Annotated in this window: 23 protein-coding genes; 7 read left to right on the top strand and 16 right to left on the bottom strand. The window is 65.8% G+C overall.

The window, feature by feature from the left end:
- Positions 1-58: 58 nt before the first annotated feature.
- The 3 genes from ABJO18_RS05185 (at position 59) to ABJO18_RS05175 (ending at position 2,086) form a co-directional block, all read left to right on the top strand.
- Positions 59-1,090, top strand: a complete 1,032-nt coding sequence (locus tag ABJO18_RS05185; protein ID WP_348507668.1) for a hypothetical protein — start codon at positions 59-61, stop codon at positions 1,088-1,090.
- 223 nt (positions 1,091-1,313) lie between these two features.
- The gene (locus tag ABJO18_RS05180) at positions 1,314-1,583 is read left to right on the top strand and encodes a hypothetical protein (protein ID WP_348507667.1); all 270 of its coding nucleotides are present in this window, start codon (positions 1,314-1,316) and stop codon (positions 1,581-1,583) included.
- An 83-nt stretch (positions 1,584-1,666) separates the two neighbouring features.
- Positions 1,667-2,086 (top strand): SufE family protein, encoded by a 420-nt coding sequence (locus ABJO18_RS05175; RefSeq protein ID WP_348507666.1) that lies wholly within the window; start codon positions 1,667-1,669, stop codon positions 2,084-2,086.
- A 19-nt stretch (positions 2,087-2,105) separates the two neighbouring features.
- Here the strand turns inward: ABJO18_RS05175 and ABJO18_RS05170 are convergent, their stop codons facing one another.
- From ABJO18_RS05170 to ABJO18_RS05115, 12 genes are all read right to left on the bottom strand, one after another.
- Positions 2,106-2,798: a DUF6456 domain-containing protein gene (locus tag ABJO18_RS05170; RefSeq protein WP_348507665.1), complete on the bottom strand. Its 693-nt coding sequence runs from the start codon at positions 2,796-2,798 to the stop codon at positions 2,106-2,108.
- The gene (locus tag ABJO18_RS05165) at positions 2,795-3,154 is read right to left on the bottom strand and encodes a helix-turn-helix domain-containing protein (RefSeq protein WP_348507664.1); all 360 of its coding nucleotides are present in this window, start codon (positions 3,152-3,154) and stop codon (positions 2,795-2,797) included. The genes ABJO18_RS05170 and ABJO18_RS05165 overlap by 4 nt, the downstream gene beginning before the upstream one ends.
- 162 nt (positions 3,155-3,316) lie before the next feature.
- Positions 3,317-5,068 carry a Na(+)/H(+) antiporter subunit D gene (locus ABJO18_RS05160; RefSeq protein WP_348515759.1) on the bottom strand — a complete coding sequence of 584 codons (1,752 nt, stop codon included), beginning with the start codon at positions 5,066-5,068 and terminating at the stop codon, positions 3,317-3,319.
- A complete protein-coding gene (locus tag ABJO18_RS05155) occupies positions 5,065-5,367 on the bottom strand; it encodes a hypothetical protein (RefSeq protein WP_348507662.1) in 303 nt (100 codons plus the stop codon). Before ABJO18_RS05155 ends, ABJO18_RS05160 begins: the two co-directional genes overlap by 4 nt.
- Complete coding sequence (locus ABJO18_RS05150; RefSeq protein ID WP_348515758.1) at positions 5,364-6,845, bottom strand: proton-conducting transporter membrane subunit; 1,482 nt, start codon at positions 6,843-6,845, stop codon at positions 5,364-5,366. Before ABJO18_RS05150 ends, ABJO18_RS05155 begins: the two co-directional genes overlap by 4 nt.
- Positions 6,846-6,849: 4 nt before the next feature.
- Complete coding sequence (locus tag ABJO18_RS05145) at positions 6,850-8,376, bottom strand: monovalent cation/H+ antiporter subunit D family protein (protein ID WP_348506828.1); 1,527 nt, start codon at positions 8,374-8,376, stop codon at positions 6,850-6,852.
- Positions 8,377-8,865 (bottom strand): cation:proton antiporter subunit C, encoded by a 489-nt coding sequence (locus tag ABJO18_RS05140; RefSeq protein WP_348506827.1) that lies wholly within the window; start codon positions 8,863-8,865, stop codon positions 8,377-8,379.
- Positions 8,866-8,867: 2 nt separating this feature from the next.
- On the bottom strand, positions 8,868-9,326 hold the full coding sequence (locus tag ABJO18_RS05135) for a Na(+)/H(+) antiporter subunit B (RefSeq protein ID WP_348506826.1): 459 nt from the start codon (positions 9,324-9,326) through the stop codon (positions 8,868-8,870).
- Positions 9,323-9,946, bottom strand: coding sequence for a DUF4040 domain-containing protein (locus ABJO18_RS05130; protein ID WP_348515757.1), 624 nt, complete (start codon positions 9,944-9,946; stop codon positions 9,323-9,325). The genes ABJO18_RS05135 and ABJO18_RS05130 overlap by 4 nt, the downstream gene beginning before the upstream one ends.
- Positions 9,947-10,321: a monovalent cation/H(+) antiporter subunit G gene (mnhG, locus tag ABJO18_RS05125; RefSeq protein ID WP_348507841.1), complete on the bottom strand. Its 375-nt coding sequence runs from the start codon at positions 10,319-10,321 to the stop codon at positions 9,947-9,949.
- Entirely contained in the window at positions 10,318-10,635 is a 318-nt protein-coding gene (locus ABJO18_RS05120; RefSeq protein WP_348507842.1) for a monovalent cation/H+ antiporter complex subunit F, read from the bottom strand. The genes mnhG and ABJO18_RS05120 overlap by 4 nt, the downstream gene beginning before the upstream one ends.
- A complete protein-coding gene (locus ABJO18_RS05115; protein WP_348507843.1) occupies positions 10,635-11,141 on the bottom strand; it encodes a Na+/H+ antiporter subunit E in 507 nt (168 codons plus the stop codon). Before ABJO18_RS05115 ends, ABJO18_RS05120 begins: the two co-directional genes overlap by 1 nt.
- Before the next feature lie 364 nt (positions 11,142-11,505).
- On the opposite strand from ABJO18_RS05115, the gene ABJO18_RS05110 reads away from it, so the two are divergent.
- The gene (locus tag ABJO18_RS05110) at positions 11,506-13,938 is read left to right on the top strand and encodes a TonB-dependent receptor (protein WP_348507844.1); all 2,433 of its coding nucleotides are present in this window, start codon (positions 11,506-11,508) and stop codon (positions 13,936-13,938) included.
- 63 nt (positions 13,939-14,001) lie between these two features.
- On the opposite strand, the gene ABJO18_RS05105 is transcribed toward ABJO18_RS05110, so the two are convergent.
- The 3 genes from ABJO18_RS05105 to ABJO18_RS05095 all read right to left on the bottom strand — a co-directional run bounded on the left by ABJO18_RS05105 (position 14,002) and on the right by ABJO18_RS05095 (position 15,309).
- A complete protein-coding gene (locus ABJO18_RS05105) occupies positions 14,002-14,271 on the bottom strand; it encodes a zf-TFIIB domain-containing protein (RefSeq protein WP_348507845.1) in 270 nt (89 codons plus the stop codon).
- A 125-nt stretch (positions 14,272-14,396) separates the two neighbouring features.
- Positions 14,397-14,642 (bottom strand): DUF2061 domain-containing protein, encoded by a 246-nt coding sequence (locus ABJO18_RS05100; RefSeq protein ID WP_348507846.1) that lies wholly within the window; start codon positions 14,640-14,642, stop codon positions 14,397-14,399.
- A gap of 130 nt (positions 14,643-14,772) precedes the next feature.
- On the bottom strand, positions 14,773-15,309 hold the full coding sequence (locus ABJO18_RS05095) for a winged helix-turn-helix transcriptional regulator (protein ID WP_348507847.1): 537 nt from the start codon (positions 15,307-15,309) through the stop codon (positions 14,773-14,775).
- Between the two features lie 40 nt (positions 15,310-15,349).
- Here ABJO18_RS05095 and ABJO18_RS05090 point away from each other — a divergent pair, with 40 nt between their 5' ends.
- Complete coding sequence (locus tag ABJO18_RS05090) at positions 15,350-15,721, top strand: VOC family protein (protein WP_348507848.1); 372 nt, start codon at positions 15,350-15,352, stop codon at positions 15,719-15,721.
- 45 nt (positions 15,722-15,766) lie between these two features.
- Here the strand turns inward: ABJO18_RS05090 and ABJO18_RS05085 are convergent, their stop codons facing one another.
- On the bottom strand, positions 15,767-16,855 hold the full coding sequence (locus ABJO18_RS05085) for a DUF2336 domain-containing protein (RefSeq protein ID WP_348507849.1): 1,089 nt from the start codon (positions 16,853-16,855) through the stop codon (positions 15,767-15,769).
- 185 nt (positions 16,856-17,040) lie between these two features.
- Between ABJO18_RS05085 and ABJO18_RS05080 the strand changes: the two genes are divergently transcribed.
- A complete protein-coding gene (locus tag ABJO18_RS05080) occupies positions 17,041-18,357 on the top strand; it encodes an MFS transporter (protein ID WP_348507850.1) in 1,317 nt (438 codons plus the stop codon).
- Entirely contained in the window at positions 18,341-18,751 is a 411-nt protein-coding gene (gene msrB / locus ABJO18_RS05075) for a peptide-methionine (R)-S-oxide reductase MsrB (RefSeq protein ID WP_348507851.1), read from the top strand. Before ABJO18_RS05080 ends, msrB begins: the two co-directional genes overlap by 17 nt.
- The last annotated feature ends 13 nt before the right edge of the window (positions 18,752-18,764 follow it).

Raw genomic sequence — 18,764 nt, 5'->3', positions numbered from 1 at the left:
CTTGGCGCTGTTCGCGGGACAAGGCAATATGCTTGCGGGACGTGTCAGGAGTCTTTGAATGTTTGTCAGTTCGCTCACGGCGCTCGTCCTCACGATGTCTGTCGCGCAGGACACGGCAGAGCCGGCGCCGGAAACGGCCGCCAGCAGCGCCCCCGCCCCGCAGCTCCAGCTCGACATTGCGCCGCCCCAGACCGAAGGCATGGTTCGCCGCTCTGCCGGTCAGTATGCCGCCTATCACGGCGTGGTTGCCGATCTGCGGGAAGCGCCGATCGGATCGGGCGACGATCTCGATATGGCGATGGACCGGCTCTCCGCTTTCTACGGCGAAGACAGGCTGGCGCCCGCCTGGATCGCCTATGCCTCGATCATCGCCGCGCATCACCCGGACTATATCGACCAGGTCCGCGAGCTGGCCGACTATTACGGGCCCAATGCCGCCATGTCCGGCCTGATGAACGATCCCGCCTTCGCAACCAGTTTCTCCGCGGCCGGTGACGCCCAGGATTCGGTGATCGATGCCGTCGGGCGCGACAATGCCGAGATCCGCGAAGTCTCCGAGCGCTACCGCTCGGCCGCCTACTCCCTGCAGTCCGAGCGCTGGGCCAACCGGGTCTATCGCGACCGGGCCGACCGCCTGGCGGCGATCTCCGAGCTGACCGAAAGCCCGCTGACGCTTCCGGACACGCTGCGCCTGTCGGCCGGCAGCAGCCTTGGCGCTGCAGTCCCGGCCTCGGCCCTGTTCGAGCGCGTGACGCCGCTTGATGTGGCCACGCCGGTGGATGACGCGCTGACGCCGCAGCTTTCGCTGACCGTCGGCGAAGCGGTTCCGGACCCCGACCGCTCCCGTGTCGGCCGCATTCTCTCGGTCGCCGCCCTGCAATCGCTGCAGGACACCGGTGCCGATACCGATGCCGCGATCGACAGCCTGCTCAGCGACCCGATGGTCGAGCGTTGCCTCGCCTGGGTCCGGCTGGACCTGCAGCAATGCGTTGCCGCCGGCCATTTCAAGTATGAGGACAGTTTCTGCATCGCCGAGCATGCCCTGCTCGATGTCAGCCGCTGTCTCGATACCGCGGATACGTCCGAATAGACCGCATTTGAGCGGCTCGAATGGCGACGTGTTAACAAAAAGTGTCTCGATCAGGGACAAGATAAAATTGCGGGCAAATTTTACAAAAAAACGCTGATCCATATTTGCACGACATTTTTGGTTAACGGCGGATTCGCTCGCTATACTTCGCCTCTTCGACTAGCCTCAATCCTGCACTGGGAAGGTTCTCGCCTTTCGGGTGCCAATAAGAAGGAGGTCGATCATGATGTTCTTGCTGCGCGCAGCCCTCTGGCTTGCGGTCGTCAGCGTGTTTGTCCCCCGCGATTTCGCGGGAGAGGCCTTCGACCTGCCGCAAAACCTGGCTGAAACCCGGATCGATGCCGGTGAACCCGTCAATGCCTGGTGTGAGGATAATGCCGCCCTGTGCGATGCCGGCCGCGAAGCCGCACGGCTTGGCGGTTTCCTGACCGACATGGCCGCCACCCGGATCGAAGCTGCGCTTGTCGAGCACGAGGCCGAACGCAATTCCTGACGCTTCCCCCACCACGGGAATGCTGTCCAATACCGCACCGGATGCTTGCCTTGCCGCCACGGCCGCACTACGTCGGCCCTGACATGACGGCACACAGCGACATCCATTCCGAGATCGAAGATATCGTCGACGAGTTCGACCTCCTGGGCGACTGGGAGGAGCGGTACAAGTATCTCATCGACATGGGCAAGGCCCTGCCCGACATGCCGGAGAGCGAGCGCACCGACACCAACAAGGTGAAAGGGTGCGTCAGCCAGGTCTGGCTGGTCACCGAACCGGGCGAAAACACCCTCACCTTCCGCGCCGACAGCGACGCCCATATCGTGCGGGGCCTCGCCGCCCTGCTGCTGCGGGTCTATTCCGGCCGTACACCGGCGGACATCCTGTCGGTCGATGCGCGTGAGGTGCTCAAGCGGATCGGCCTGTCCGAACACCTCTCCCCGCAACGCTCCAACGGCCTGACCTCGATGATCGGCCGCATTCGCGGGGCGGCGGGGGCCTGACGTCCACACGGGCACACCCTCACCCCGAGCCATAGATTTCCGCCAGCCGCCCCAGGGCGAGTTTCACGGCCGTGCCGCCCGACCGCTGGCCCCAGCCGAAACGGCGCTCCATGGCGGCCAGGCTCTCCTCGCGGATCAGTGCGGCCTCGACGACTTTCGAGAGTTGCGGTCCCAGCATATCCAGCGCCTTGAAAACACGGTCCTTTGCGGCGATGGCGCCCAGCGTGGCGTCTTCCGGTCCCCGGCGCTGTCCCTCGCCGCGGCGCGGGGCTGTGGGGGACCAGTTGCGGGTGGTGCGCTGGGTCAGGCTGGAACGGTGATAATCGGCCAGGAAGCGTTCCGCGGCATTGTGTTCGGCGGGGCCCAGAAGGCCGCTCCACTTGCCCAGCGGGCCTTCCAGCGCATTGGCCATGACCGTCTCGATACGCCCGCTTTCGTGCATCACAGGACGCTCAATGAGGTGAGATTGCTGCACCATGGGTGACCCATTGCTGCCACATAGTGCGACATGACCGGCCGCCGAGAGCGTGTAGCCGTCGCCGGAGCGGGCGAGCCAGCCCTTGGTCTCGGCCTCGCGCATCTGGGCGGGTGTGAGACGGGCGAGCGGGCGGCGGCGGCGATCGGGGCCGGCGAAGACGGCGTGCGAACCGGCATGCGGCAGCAGGACGGCACCGCGGCGCGACAGCGCCCGCATCCAGCGCGGCGCGCTCATGCCCGCTCCTCCCCGCCGGACTGCACCAGGATGCGCGGTGTACCGCGCAGGCTTTCCTCCAGCGCATCCATCCAGGCGTCGAAATCGCGATCGTCGCGCCGGTCCTCGATACGGTGGCAGGCATGGGCGGCAGTGGAACGGTCGCGGCCGAAGGCCTGGGCGACGCGGGTCAGCGGCAGTTCGAAGGCGACATGGGCGAGATACATCGCCACCTGCCGCGCCAGCGCGGCCTCCCTCGAATGCCGCGTCGGCGCCTCGAGATCCTGCTGCGGCACCCCGAAAGCATAGGCCGCGGCGCTCTGCGCCAGGCGGGCCCGGGCCACATCGTCGGCCAGTCTTTCCATCGCTCGTTCCATCCTGCACTCCCGGTCTCGCGCGGCCTCGAAAGGCGGCCGCGGCGTGAGTGAAAGGCTAGGTGGACTACGCCCGGTGGGGATAATATTCCTATTAGCGTTGCAAAGAAAGAGGGCGCCACCCTTGCGTGTGACGCCCTCGTTTTTGTTCTAACCCCTTGGAACCTAAGGGGCGATATAGGCGATGATCAGGACGATGGCCAAAAGCGCACTGGTCCAGATCGCCAGCATGCCAGAGGGGATATCCCGGCTGATTGCGCCCATAGGACTGAATGCCTGGAACAGCCGGCCACCCATCCGGGTGCGTGCCGCAGCCAGGACATTGCCGATCGACGCCCACAGCCGGCCGAACATGGCGTGACCCCAGCGGGCCGTGCCGTCGAGGGCCCGGCGATAGACCCAGTCGAAGTCCAGATTGATCGAGCGCTTCTCGTCCGGATACCACTTCATCCGCACCAGGAAGGCGAAGGCGAAGAGCGCGGCGAGCAGGAGCTGCATCTGTCCGACGACGTGGTCGAAAGTCCACATGGGATATTCGTTCGCCACCTCCGGGAAGGGCGTGAGATTGTAGAGCGCGCGATAACCGCCCGGGATGCCGAACATGTCCGGCCAGCCCAGATAGACGCACATCAGCGCGGCAATCCCCATCGCCATCAGCATGTTGACCGGCGCCTCGCGGACGCGGTGGCCCTTGTCGTGGGCGAAGAAGGCGAAGTACGGGATCTTGATGCCCGAGTGCTCCAGCACGCCGGCCGAGGCGAACAGCAGGATGAACCAGACGATATAGTGCCCCTCGTGCGCCACCGCCGCCAGCGTCATCGCCTTGGCGACAAAGCCGGAGAAGAGCGGGAAGGCCGAGATCGAGGCCGCACCGATGATGCAGAAGATCGCGGTCGCCGGCATGGTCTTGAACAGACCGCCCAGTTCGGACGCCTTCACGGTGCCGACGCGGTAGAGCACGGCGCCCATGCTCATGAACAAGAGCGCCTTGTAGATGATGTGCACGAAGGCGTGGGCCGCGGCGCCATTGATGGCGAGCTCGGTGCCGACACCGATGCCGACCACCATGAAGCCGAGCTGGTTGTTCAGCGAGTAGGACAGCACCTTCCTGAGGTCGTTCTCGACCACGGCGAAGAAGACCGGGAAGGCGGTCATGATCGCGCCGATCCAGATCAGCATGTCGGTCCCGGCATAGCCGCGCGCCAGGGCGTAGACGGCCAGCTTGGTGGTGAAGGCCGAGAGCACAACGGCGCCCGTGACCGTCGCCTTGGGATAGGCGTCCTGCAGCCAGTTGTGCAGGAAGGGGAAGGCGCACTTGATGCCGAAGGCGAGGAAGATCAGGAAACCGCCCAGCGTGTTCACCGAGAGGCTCTCGTCAAACGCCCAGCTGCCGGTATCGGCGGAGTGGATCACGGCACCGGCCAGCAGCATGACGCCGGACAGGACATGGATCGCCAGATAGCGCAGGCCCGCCTTGTAGGCTTCGTTGGTCTTGGAGCCCCAGATCAGGAAGACCGAGGAAATCGCCGTCAGCTCCCAGAAGAAGAAGAGCGAGAGGAGATCGCCGGCAAAGACGGCACCGAGACCGGCACCGGCATAGATCAGGCCGGAGGCATCGCCGACGCGGTCTTTGGAATGCAGGCTGTAGAGCGCATTGATGAAGGCGGCGATGATGAAGATCAGGCCCCAGATGCGGGACAGGCCGTCATAGCGGAAGGTTTCCAGCGTGAACCCGCCCAGTTCGATAATGCCGCCGGTGTGAACGCCGGAGGGCACGTTGAACCAGAGGAAGCCCGCCAGCACCGGTGCGATCAGGGCCAGCCCCTTACGCACATAATGGTTCGGCACGGCGGCCGCGATCAGGCCGGCAATGATGACCGGCCAGGCCGGAGAGACGTCGTAGAGGGCCTCGATCATTGGTCGCCCTCCCCGTCCCAATAGTCTTCCTCACGGCCCAGGAAGCCGCGGATCACGAACCAGCCGACCATCACGGCCAGCACGAAGGAGCCGAACCCCCACAGGGCGTAAAAGCCCGGTGTCTCGGCCAGGTGCACGTATTCATGGCGATGGTGGAAGAGGTCGATCGCCGCAAAGCCGAGGGCGAGGACCAGCAGGATCCACATCATCGAGGATTTCAGCCATTTCGCGTCCAGCCACAAGAAGGGCCGGGCCGCGGGATGCACGAGTTCATCGTGTTTGCCGGATTGATCGCTCACAGGGCGGCCTCCGCAGCAAGGGACGAGGACAGGAAGACCGGCGCGAGATAATCGCGCAGCGGCCCGATCAGGAAGAAGAGCACCAGCACGCCCGCAGCCGTGATGACCGGCGGCAGGATGACCAGCATGGGCGGCTTCTTCTTCAGCTTGGCCTCTTCCGGCGCGGAGAAGAAACCGCGCGCCGAGAGCGGCAGCAGATAGGCGACATTGAGGATGGACGAGGCCACCAGCGCCACGATCAGCAGGCCGTGACCCGATTCCCAGGCGCCCTGCATCAGGAAGAGTTTGGGCCAGGTGCCGCCGAGCGGCGGCAGGCCGATGATGGACAGCGCGCCGACTGTGTAGGCGATGAACAGCCAGGGCATGTAGCGGCCCAGGCCCGCCATCTGCGAGATCTCGGTCTTCTTGGTGGCGGTGTAGATGGCGCCCGCGCTCATGAAGAGGGTGATCTTGCCCCAGGCGTGCATGACGATCTGCAGCGCCCCGCCCAGCATGGCCAGCGGCGAGGCCAGCATCACGCCCAGCGTGACATAGGAGAGCTGGGAGACGGTGGAGAAGGCCAGCCGGGCCTTCAGATTGTCCTTGGTCATTGCGACGACAGAGGACAGCACGATGGAGACACCGGCGATCCAGGCCAGCGCGTCCGAGGTCGGCGTGGCGGCGATCAGGGCGGGACCGAAGATGTAGGTGCCCACTTTCAGCATGGCGAACACGCCGGCCTTCACAACGGCCACGGCGTGCAAAAGGGCCGAGACCGGCGTCGGTGCGACCATGGCGTTGGGCAGCCAGGGGTGAACCGGCATCAGCGCCGCCTTGCCGATCCCGAAGGCGAACAGCACCAGGAGCACACCGGCGATGGCGGGCGTCACCTCGTTCACGGCCAAGAGGCCGCCGGCGACGAAATCGGTCGACCCGGCGAGGAAGTGCGTCGCGATCACGGCGGGCAGCAAGAGGCCGATCGAGGTGCCCAGCAGGATGGACAGATAGATCTTGCCGCCGCGCTTGGCGTTCGCGTCACCCTTGTGCGTGACCAGCGGATAGGTCGACAGGGTGAGCACTTCGTAGAACAGGAACATCGTCAAGAGGTTGCCGGACAGGGCCACGCCCATGGCGGCCCCGATGGCGATGCAGAAACAGACATAGAAGCGCGTCTGGTTCTTCTCGCCATTCCCGCGCATATAGCCGATGGAATACAGCGAGTTGACGATCCACAGGCCCGAGGCCACCGCGGCGAACAGCGCGCCCAGCGGTTCCAGGCGGAAGACCAGGTGCAGGCCCGGCGCCAGATTGGCCAGTTCCAGGACCGGATGGCTCGGCGCGATCTCGACCAGATAGGCGACATTCAGCGCCAGCAGGACGGCGGAGACCAGCGTCGCGCCTTCGCGCAGATTGGGATACTTGCCCAGCAGCGCCACGGCGACACCGCCGATGGCCGGGATGGCCAGCGCCAGGGCGAGGGAGAGTTCAGGCGTCCACATCGGCTCAGTTTCCTCCCATCACGGCATTGGCGGCCGCGCGGGCCAGGCCGACCAGCGGGGCGGCGTGGAAGAAGAAGTAGATATTGGCGAAGGCCAGGAGGCTCATCGGGGCGAGCACCATCCACGGCGCCAGGCGGCGGGCCGGCGCAAGGCCCGCCTTGCCGGCCGGCGGCGTTTCCATCCAGATCGCCGAGAGGAGCCGGGCGACATAGGCCAGCGCCAGCAGCGAGGAGATCATCAGCGCGGCAACCGCCCACCACCAGCCGCGCTCGAGCGCGGCGGTGACCAGATACCATTTCGAGGTGAAGCCCACCGTCAGCGGCACACCGACCAGCGACAGGCTGGCGACGGTAAAGGCCGCCGAGGAGGCCGGCATGGTCTGGCCGAGACCGGCGAGATCCTTGACCCGGCGCACGCCGAAATTCAGCGCGAACGCGCCCAGCGCCATGAACAGCGCGCCCTTCATCAGGGCGTGGTTCATCAGATGCAGCATGCTGGCCGACAGGCCGGCCGCGGTGCCCATGCCCAGACCCAGCATCATGTAGCCGACCTGCGCCACCGAGGAGTAGGCCAGAAGGCGCCGGGCATCGGTCTGGAAGACCGCCTGCACCGAGGCGACGATCATGGCGATGACCCCGACCACGGCGAACAGCCAGGTGAAGGACAGCGCAACGAAGCTCACTTCCGGGTGGAAGACCGAGAAGACGAAGCGGATCAGCGCGTAGAAGGCGACCTTGGTCGCCGTGGAGGCCAGGAAGGCGGTGACGAAGTTCGGCGCGAAGGCATAGGCGTTGGGCAGCCAGACATGCAGCGGGAACATCGCGGCCTTGAGGCCCAGCCCCACCACGATGAAGGCGAAGGCGGCCTGGGTGACGCGGTCATGGCCGTTCTGTTCCAGCACGGCCGCCATGTCGGCAATGTTGAGCGTGCCGGTGGCCATGTAGAGGAAGCCGACGCCGATCACGAAGAAGGTCGCGCCGATCGTGCCGAGCACCAGATAATTGTAGCTGGCGGTCAGGGCGCGGCGGTCCTTGCCGGCGCCCATGGCGATGATCGTGTAGGTGGAGATCGAGGAGATTTCCAGGAAGACGAAGACGTTGAAGGCGTCGCCCGTGATCGTCACGCCCAGCAGGCCGGCAAAGCAGACCAGGAAGGCGGAATAGAACAGCGCTTGCTGCTTCTTCGCGATCTCGTCCGCGACCGACGGCAGGGCGTAGATAACGCACAAGAGGCCGACAATGCCGACCAGGAGCAGGAGCGGCACGTTGAGCATGTCGACGCGCAGCTCGATGCCGACCGGCGGCAGCCAGCCGCCCATGGCGTAGGAAATCACCCCGCCGGTCGAGACCTGGCCGAGAATGTTGAGCGACAGCACCGCCACGGCGATCGCCGTCGCCAGGGTGACACCCCAGGCGAAGATGCCGCGCGGCATCAGGGCCGCCACGGCCGCCATGATCAGCGGAATGACGACAATCAGCGCAGGCGCATGCACGGCAATGCCTGCCGGCAGGAGAGAGGCCAGCATGTCCATTTATTCGGCACTCCCGGTCTCAAGGGAATAATCGGCCGCATTGAGCGCGTCGTCCTCGATCGTGCCATAGGCCTCGCGAATGCGGACGACGAGCGCCAGGCCAACGGCCAGGGTCGCCACGCCGACGACGATCGCGGTCAGGATCAGGACGTGCGGAAGCGGGTTGGAATAGGCGATTTCGGCGACGTGGTGCGCCGTTTCGGCTGCGTGACCGGCGGCGGCTTCGGCGCCATGTCCGGCCGCATATCCGGCAGCCGCATCGGCGCCATGACCGGCGTCCCCGCCATGCGCATCGCCGGCGATGATCGGCGGCTGGCCGCCGAACACCTTGCCCATGGTGATGTAAAGCAGGAAGACCGAGGTCTGGAACAGCGACAGGCCGACCAGGCGTTTCACCAGATTGCCGGTGGCGATCACCACATACAGGCCGGTCATCATCAGGATGATGATCGGGATGTAGTTGAAGCGTTCGAGGATGATTTCCAGCATGCTCACCACTCCTCGTCCGGAATGTCCGGCACGCGGCCGGCGAAGGCGTAGAAGATCGCCAGCATCACCGAGGCGACCGTGGTCAGCACGCCCAGCTCGACGAGCAGGATGCCGTAGTGCTGGCCGGTATGGTGGCCCTGGTCGGGATGCAGCGCGTCATAGTCCAGGAAGTTCAGCGGTTCGCCGGCCCCGTTCATGAACAGGGTGGCCACGCCGACACTGGCATAGATCAGCACGCCCAGCGCGGCGCCGTAGCGCACCACGGCCGGCGGCACGGCCCGGCGGGCCTCTTCCATGCCGAAGATCAGGGCGTAGAGGATCACCGCGACCGCGATGATGACGCCGGCCTGGAAGCCGCCGCCCGGGCCGAAATCGCCGTGGAACTGAACGTAGAAACCGAACACCACGATCATCGGGATCAGGAGTTTGGAGACGACGCGCAGGATCAGGTGCGGGCTCATGCCTTGTCCTCCGTCTTCCCGGCCTTGCCGGCCTTGACCTTGGCCTTGCCGGCGGCCGCGTCATCGTCGTCCTCGCGACGGCCGGTACCGAAGCCCAGCAGCAGCATCACGCCGAGCGCAGCGGTGAAGATCACGACGGTCTCGCCGAACGTGTCATAGCCCCGGTAGGAGGCGAGCACCGCGGTGACCACATTGGGCACGGCGATCTCGTTCGGGGTCGAGGTCATGTAGTCCATGCCGACATAGGAATTGGCCGGCGAATTGGGATCGCCATAGACCGGCATGTCGGGGATGGCGAAGAACAGCGCCGCGCCCGCCGCCACCACGACCGCCAGGGCGGCCCAGTGGCGCTTGGCGCCGGCCGGCTCGCTCTCGCGGGCGGTCAGCAGCATGGCGCCCAGCATCAGCACGGTGGAAATGCCCGCGCCGACGGCCGCTTCGGTGAAGGCCACGTCGACCGCGTCGAGCGAGACGAACCAGGCCGCCGAGAGCAGCGAATAGACGCCGGTCAGCATCACCACGGCGAAAAGATTGCGCAGGCGGACAATGGCGAAGCCCACCGCCAGCAGCATGGCGATCAGCGCATAGTCCAGATACTGGGTGAGATCGGAATGATCCATCTAGCGGCCCTCCCCGCTGGCCTTGCCGGCTTCGGCCGGGTGTGCCGGATGGAAGCGCGACAGGCGCGGCTTGTGCCCGGCCCGGTGGGCGGCATTGGCGATGGCATGGGTGGCGGTCGGGCTGGTCAGGAAAAGCAGCAGGCCGACCAGCAGGAGCTTGGCCACGGTCTGCCAGTCATGCGCCTGCAGCATGAGACCCAGAATGATCAGCTCGGCGCCCAGCGTATCGGTCACGCCGGCGGCATGCATGCGGGTGTAGAAGTCGGGCAGGCGCATCACGCCGGTCGCACCGGCAAGCACGAAGACCAGGCCCGTGGCCATTGCGGCGACCGAGCCGGCGAACAGCGCGTATTGCAGGATCTCGGCCCAGCTCATTTCTCGTACTCCCCGTCCAGCGCCTTGCGCAGGGACATCTGCGCCAGGGCGATTTCCAGCGAGCGGTAGCGGAAGAATTTCAGGATCGCGATGGTCGCGACGAAATTGATCAGCGCATAGAGAAGCGCGATGTCGATCGCGTCCTGGCGGCCCGCAATGGCGGAGAAGACCAAAAGGAAGAGCACGGTCTTGGTGCCGAAGGAGTTCGCGGCCAGCACGCGGTCATAGAGCGTCGGCCCGGCAAACAGGCGCGCCAGCATGATGGCCATGGCGCCGGCCACGCCCAGCGCGATGATGAAATTCACCCACTCCATCACTTCACCTCCTTGCGGCGGCCATCGGTGGCGATGTCGGAGCGCGCGCCCATTTCGGCAAAGCCGGCCGGATCGGTGAAGGACGTATCCAGCGCGTGCACCAGGAAGCCGTCATCCTCGACATCCACCGTCACCGTGCCCGGCGTCAGCGTGATCGAATTGGCGAAGACGCACAGGCCCAGGCCCGAGCGCTGCTGCGCCGGCACGCGCACCAGGCGCGGCTCGATGTCGATTTCCGGCTTCATCACCATGCGGGTGACGGCGAGATTGGCATTGACGATCTCGCGGCCCAGCCAGGACCAGTAGCCGAACAGGGCCGGCGCCGGAGCGACCGGCACGGTCTCGCGGTCGACGATCCGCATGCGAAAGGTCAGGGCGACGGCGATCACGATCGAGATCACGCCCAATCCCATCACGATGGGATAGTCGCCGCTCAGGGTATAGCTCCCCGAAAGGGTGAGCCAGAGCGCCACCAGAATGGCGGTGAGGCTGACGCCGTAGAACATGGATTCTCCCCGCGCGTTAACGCTTCACCCGGTTATTAGCGGCCGGAAACGGGCTTGACCAGAAGAACCGGGCGACCAGTTGCACACACTTTCAGTGCGGTCATCAAGGGGGCAGGCATGTGCATAAAACAGGTACACGCGCGCGCGGATATAAACAGGTGCGGGCGGCCGCCTGCCCGCCGCGCCACGAATTGCAGTCGCGGTCCGCGGCGCCGGGCCGGAGTGTGACATTTGGCCCACAGGAGACGTCAAACTCCCGTCATATTCTTGTATCGGTTGCATGACGCCCCAAATGGCGGGTCCAACCCGGCCCCACGGACGGTCGATTCAAACCCAATACCCGTAAAAACAAGAGGGGATTTTCATGAAACACCTGCTTCTCGGCGTCGCCCTGGGCGCCCTGACCGCAGCGTCAGCCGTCGCCCAGTCGGCGGAAGACGTTATCGTCGTCACCGGTACGCGCGCCGAAGGCCGCACCGCCCTGGAAAGCACGGCGCCCGTCGACGTGATCTCGGCCGGCACGCTGGAAAACAACGGCTCGACCGAGCTGAATGTGGCCCTGTCCTACGCCCTGCCCTCCTTCAACTTCCCGCAGCCGGCCATCACCGACGGCACCGACCATGTGCGCCCGGCCACGCTGCGCGGCCTGGGTCCGGACCAGACGCTGGTGCTGGTGAATTCCCGCCGCCGCCACGCCTCGGCCCTGGTCAATCTGAACGGTTCGGTCGGACGCGGCTCCTCGGCGGTCGACCTCAACACCATCCCGGTTTCCGCCATCGGCCGCGTGGAAGTGCTGCGTGACGGCGCCTCGGCCCAGTACGGTTCCGATGCCATTGCCGGCGTGATCAATGTCGGCCTGCGTGAAGCGCGCGAGGGCGGTCAGGTGACGGCCAGCTTCGGCCAGTACGCCACCGACATCCCGCTCGTCGACCAGCCGCGCTCGGCCTCGGACGGCGACACGACCAGCCTGTCCGGCTGGGTCGGCCTGCCGCTCGGCGCGGAAGGCTTCCTCACCCTGTCGGCGGAATACCGCGACCGCGAACCCACCAACCGCGCCGGCCCGGACACCCGCCAGCAATATCCCGACCTGCCCGGCGGCGGTCTCGACCCGCGCGAGCAGAGCTTCGACCGGATCAATCACCGCTTCGGCCTGTCGGCCTCCGAGGCGATCAGCCTGTTCGCCAATGCCGGCCTGCCGATCAATGCCGATGCCGAACTCTATGGCTGGGCGAGCTATCAGCAGCGCGACGGCCAGGGCGCCGGCTTCTATCGCCGCGCCTCGGATTCGCGCAATGTCCCGTCGATCTATCCGGACGGTTTCCTGCCCTACATCACCACGGACGTCGAAGACATCTCCGTGCTGGGCGGCGTGCGCGGCGACTGGGCCGAATGGGGCTATGATTTCAGCCTGGGCTATGGCCGCAACGAGCTGGGCTATGGCGTGGAGAACTCGGTCAACACCTCGATGGGCGCCGCGAGCCCGACGAGCTTCGATGCCGGCGCGCTGATCTATGACCAGCTGACCGCCAATGCCGACTTCCAGCGCAATTACGCGGTCGACGCCTTCGCCGGCCCGCTGAGCGTCGCCGTCGGCCTGGAATACCGCCTGGAAAGCTACGAGATCGAGGCCGGTGAACCTGCCTCCTACATCAATGGCGGCGTGACCGGCCCCAATGGCGAGATTCTCGCCACCGGCAGCCAGGTCTTCCCGGGCTTCCAGCCGTCCAATGCGATCGACGAGGATCGCGATTCCATCGCCGCCTATATCGATCTGGAAACCGACGTCACCGACCGCTTCACCGTGTCCGCCGCGGCGCGCGCGGAAAGCTATTCCGACTTCGGCGAAACGGTCACCGGCAAGCTGGCAGCCCGCTACCAGCTGACCGACGCGCTGGCACTGCGCGGGGCCGTGTCGAACGGTTTCCGGGCGCCTTCGCTGCAGCAGTCCTACTTCACCTCCACATCGACCGTGTTCACCGGTACGCCGCCGACGCCGGTCGAGGTCGGTACCTTCCCGGCCACCAGCCCGGTCGCGGCCGCGCTGGGCGGCGAGCCGCTCGAAGCCGAGGAATCGCTGAACATCTCCGGCGGTCTGGTCTTCGCCCAGGGCGGGTTCACGCTGACGGTGGACGCCTATGCCATCGACATCGACGACCGCATCGTGCTGTCGGAAAACCTCTCCGGCCCGGATGTGGAAGCCCTGCTGGTCAATGCCGGCATCACCAACATCACCAGCGCCCGCTTCTTCATCAATGGTGTGGAAACGGAAACCCGCGGTGTCGACGTGGTCGCCAGCTATGGTTTCGAGACGGCCGACTGGGGTGATTTCGACCTGACTTTCGGTGCCAATTTCACCGAGACCGAAGTCACCGACGCCCCGACCTCGGAAGTCCTGCCGGGTGTCTCCCTCTTTGCACGGCGCGAGATCGCCCGCTTCGAGGTCGGCCAGCCGGAGAACAAGCTGATCGGGTCGGTCGACTGGTCGCGCGGTCCGTTTGCCGGCTATGTGCGGGCGACGCGCTTCGGCGAAACGGTCGATCCGGGCACGGCAGCCGATGGTTCCGGCGACGAGGTGCTCTCGCCGAAGACCATTGTCGACGCCGAATTCTCGGCCGACATCACGGACGGGCTGAATGTCGCCTTCGGCGCCAACAACCTGTTCGACGAGTATCCGGATGTGACGGCAGAGACCCCGGCGCTGGACGGCACGTTCAGCCGGATCTTCCCCTTCTCCGGCTTCTCGCCCTTCGGCTTCTCCGGCCGCTATGTCTACGGCCGGATCCGCTACAGCTGGTAGGCTGGCAGCGGTAACCGCACAAGGAAATGCCCGGCTCCGGCCGGGCATTTTTTGTTTCGGGGATCAGAAGTCGAAGAGTTCGCTGAGGAAGCTCTCGCGCTTCTTGTAGCGGCGCCGGTCGTCATAGCGGCGATCGTCGTGATGACGCTCCTCACGGCGCGGCTCGCGCGCCGGCGGGGCCGACTGGACGGGCGCGGCGGATGCGCTGCGCTCGATGATCTTGTCCAGCTCGCCCCGGTCGAGCCAGACGCCCCGGCATTTCGGGCAATAATCGATCTCGACACCGTTGCGGTCGGTCATCACCAGGGTTTCCTCGTCGACGGGGCATTTCATGTTTGCGGGCCTCCTTGCCGTGCATTGCAGATTGCAGATTGCAGACGCAGATATGGACGCCCGCCAGACCGCGGCAAGGTGGACGCGCCGGTCCGGAATCCCGCCTTGCGATCAGGCCGCCCCTTTTAGACAGCAGAGGCCGTCCGCCGGGCCCAGACGCGCTCGTGCATGGAATAGGCAACGGTCTGCACCAACGGCTCGATCAGGCCGATCGCCAGCGCGGCATGCCAGTTGCGGGTCAGGGCGAAAGCGACCGTCATGGCGACGCCCAGATGCATCAGGGCATAGCTGAGGGTTTTCAGCGCACCGCGCGGCACGCGCAAGGCATTGCGGTCAGGCAGGCGGCAACAGCGATGGACACGGGACAACATCGGGCACTCCGGAACTTGCGAACAATTCGCAATTGCACCTTGAAGCAAGCGCGTGGCGCGCGCCAATCAATTCTTCCGATTGCTGCGATTGAAGCCGCTTATCCCGGCGCGTCCGGCCGGGCGCTCCCGCCTAGACAGCGAGGCTGATGGCGCGGCTGATCTGCCTGCCCTCATTGATCGCGTGGTAAATCGGAAAGGGCGTCCGCTGGGAGACATCGATATCCCGTCTCACCCACGCCTGCTGTTCCAGCACGCCCAGCGACTGCGACAGCGCACGGTCCGTGATGCTGCCCAGTCCTGTCTTGATCGCGGAAAACCGCGCCGGCCTTTCGGTAACCGCCAGAATGGGAACCGCCCAGCTCCGCCTTACGACCGCGAACGCATTGTCATCGGGAACGATCTCCACGATCCGGCGCGCGATCGCAGCGGCAGCGACGCCCTTCCGGGTCAGGCGGAATTCCGGCCGCAGCGGATGCCCATGCCCCGGATTGCGTTCCAGCAGTCCGATCCTGATCAGATGCTCCAGGCTCGCGGCGAACGCTGAACGGCTCGCGCCCGAAGCCGCGATCAGCGGCGCCTGCCGCCCCGGTACACCGCCGTCCAGCAGCGACAGGATTTTCAGCGACCAGGCCTTGGATGTCAGATTGACAAGGAGATCTATATCCATAAATTATAGCTACTATATTTTTGCTACAAAAGGAAGCGCCATGCCGGTCGCCCAACTGGACAATACCATCACCCTCGCCCTGTCAGTCCGCGACAGGCATGCAAGCGCACAATGGTATGGGGAACATCTTGGTTTCCGGCTGATCCATCACATCGATGAGGCAGGCTGGAGCGAGATGCGCACGCTTACCGAAGGTGTCACCCTGGGATTGGGGGAGCAGTCCGAGCCGACGCCCGGCAACACCGTTCCCGTATTCGGTGTGGCGGACATCGCGACGGCGCGGACGGCCCTCGAAAGAGCCGGCGTGTCGTTTGACGGAGAGACCGAAACCATCGAGGGAATGGTCAGCACGGCAACCTTCTACGATCCGGACGGCAATGCGTTGATGCTGGCCCAGGATCTGACCCGATAGCCGCGACCGGAACCTCACGCCCTGCCGGAAGCCGGCAGAGCCAGGTCAGCCCTTGTCCTCGGACGACAGGTTCCAGTAGCGCAACACCGTCTGGGCCTTTTCCACCGACAGGCTGTCATAGACGCGCCGGGCCTGCTCGACCTGATCGCTCTGATCGGAGCGGCCCAGACCGCGCCACATATGCAGGAAGAAGGGCCATTTCAGGCCGGTCGCCTTGCACAGCACGGACAGGGGCTCGCCGGCCATGTCGTCGATCATGCGCACGACCAGCCGGCGCTCGACAGCGGCCAGGCGGCTGATCTCGGCAATGATGTCCGAGGTCGCGCCCTCGCTCTCCATCGCCTCGCACACGCCTTCCAGCGATCCGTAGGGACTGGTGTCGGCGGCTTCGCGATTGCGCTGGCGGCGGTCGATATAGCGCAGGATGCGGGCGACCATCGGATCGGACCAGCCTTCCTTTGCGGCGGCGGGAAAAATGTCTTCCGAGGCTTCCAGCAGGATGGTGCGGTCGACGGCGAAGCGGTCGAGAATCTGGAAACGGTCGATATGCTCGCAGCTCCAGAACAGGCGGAAGGCCTGGGCCGGGCGCATCTCTTCGCGGCGGATCAGCAGCGCGGCATAGGAGCTCTCCTCGGTCGCGGCCCCGACGAGATGATCGAGCGTGGGCGCGGCGAGATGGGCCGTCTTGTTGCGCAGGAGACGCTCCACCACCGGCGGTTCGCCATAGGCCGCCAGCGCCGCCGCGACGGTCTCGGACAGGGCTTCGCGGCGCGCGATCGTCATGCGGTGCTGCAGCGTGCCGGAATTGATGATCTCCATCATGTCGAAATCGGTCAGCGCCGTGCAGCGTTCCAGAATCGGCTGGGCCACCTCGAAATCATCGCTCGCCAGCGTGCGCAGCAGGCGGTGCGGCGCCTCGCTCAGCGCCGCCAGACGTTCCGCACAGCGCCGGCGCAGTTCCAGATCCGAGGCCCGGATGACATCATACAGGAGGTCGCCGACAATCCAGCGCTCGCGCGGGGTGATGCGGCTGGACGGCAGGCCGACAATATCCGCAAGCCGGCGCGCCAGCAGCGCCCGCGTTTTCGGCGTGGCGACCGGTTCGGTCAGATCATAGGGCTTGGCCTCGGCCATCGGGACGCGTCCTGCCAGTCTGGAATCAGCGCCCAGAATGCCGTGACGGCGTTAATGAAAGGTGCTGCCCGCGGCTACACGATGGCCGGGAGTTGCCTTGCGCCCACAAGTTGGTAGACAGGGCGAGCTGCAATCGTCCGCCGCTCGCGGCGCGGACATCCGGATCAATAAAGCGCGACGCCCCTTTGCCCGTATTTCGCCCCCTCGCCGGCAATCGCCGCCTTCGACTGCCGCCGTTCGGCGGTTATCTGGTTCTGGTCGCCGGCTGGTTCTTCGGCTTCGGCCTGCAGACCACCATCTTTCCCGGTGTCATCACCTTCACCCTGGGCGAAAGCGCCGAGCGGCTGGGCATCGCCCAGGCCGCGCTGACCGCACCGATGATGCTGCTCCTGCCCTTTGCCGGCGTGCTGGCCGAGCGCAAGGACCGGCGCGGGATCATCTTCTATTTCTACATTTTCGCCGGTCTTGCCGCGGCCACGCTGGGCGCGCTGTTGATGACCGATCACCTGTCCTACTGGATCATGGTCGCCTTCGCGCTGATGATCGGCGTGGCAGGCGGTTTCGTGATGCCGGCCCGCGACAGCGCGATCAATCCGGTGGTGCGGATTTCCGGGCGCACCCGCCATGGCGGGATCGACCTGCAGCGCGCCGTGGTGATGGCCTCGGCGGTGCAGTTCGGCGCCCAGATCCTGGGCATGGGGCTGGGTTATATCGCCGCCTACACCGGCCCGGGCGCGCTGTTTGTCTGCCAGGGGATCGGCCTCTTCATCGGCGGCCTGTCCGCCGCCTTCCTGCCGCGCCTGGGCTCGACGCGCAACAAGTCCACCGCCCACCCCATGGCCGATCTGGCCGAGGGGGTGCGCGCCGTCTTCCGCTCGCCGGTGCTGATGCCGATGACGGTGATCATGATCGCCATCGGCCTCCTGGTCGTGGGCGGCTCTTTCCTGGTGCTGATCCCGCTGCTGATCCGCGAGACCTATGGCGGCGGGTTCCCCGAGATCGCCAGCCTGATGGTGTCCTTCTGGGTCGGCGCCTTCCTGGCGAATGTCGCGCTGGCGAGCTTCCCGCAGATCGAGCGCCCCGGCCGCGCCCTGATCATCGCCCAGAGCGTGACCGTGCTGGCGACGGGCGCCTTTGCCCTGCCCCTGCCCTTCTGGTCGCTCTACATCCTCGTTTTCGTGTGGGGGCTGGGCGCCGGTGTGGCGATCTCGCTGTCGCGCTCGGTGGTGCAGGAACAGGCCCCGCCGGACAAGCTGGCGCGGGTGATGTCGGTCTACCAGCTCGGCCTGTTCGGCGGCATGCCGGCCGGCGCGGTGCTGATGGGTTTCATGATCGGCTTCCTGGGACCGCAGACCTCGGCACTGATCCCGATGATCGGCCTCGGTCTGGTTCTCGTGGTAATTTCCCTGACGACGCCCATATTGTCCGTCCGGCGCGGCCATACCCATCCGGCCGCGCTGCCGCCGAACGAGGACGCGCGCAACCATGCCGAAACTGACTGACGCCGAAATCGACGCCCTGAAGGCCCGGCTCGATCCGGAGACCTATGCAATCGCCTTCGAGGAAGGCACCGAGCGCGCCTTCACCCACCCGCTCAATGCGGAAAAGCGCGGCGGCGCCTATCACTGCAAGGTGTGCGGCGAGGCGCTGTTCTCGGCCGCGCACAAATACGAGAGCGGGTCGGGCTGGCCCTCCTTCTACGATGTGATGGCCTCTGACGCGGTGGAGACGAAGACGGATTTCCGGCTGCGCCTGCCGCGCACCGAGATTCACTGCGCCAACTGCGGCGCGCATCTGGGCCATGTGTTCTCCGACGGTCCCAGACCGACCGGACAACGCTATTGTACCAACGGGACCGTGCTGGATTTCCGGCCGGAGGAGACGGGCGGCGCGTGAGGCCGGCCCACGC

This window comes from Maricaulis sp. (assembly GCF_039978735.1).
In the GTDB taxonomy this organism is placed as follows: Bacteria; Pseudomonadota; Alphaproteobacteria; order Caulobacterales; family Maricaulaceae; genus Maricaulis.
The sequence above is the reverse complement of the archived record's forward strand: the minus strand, read 5'-3'. Positions and strand labels throughout refer to the sequence as shown.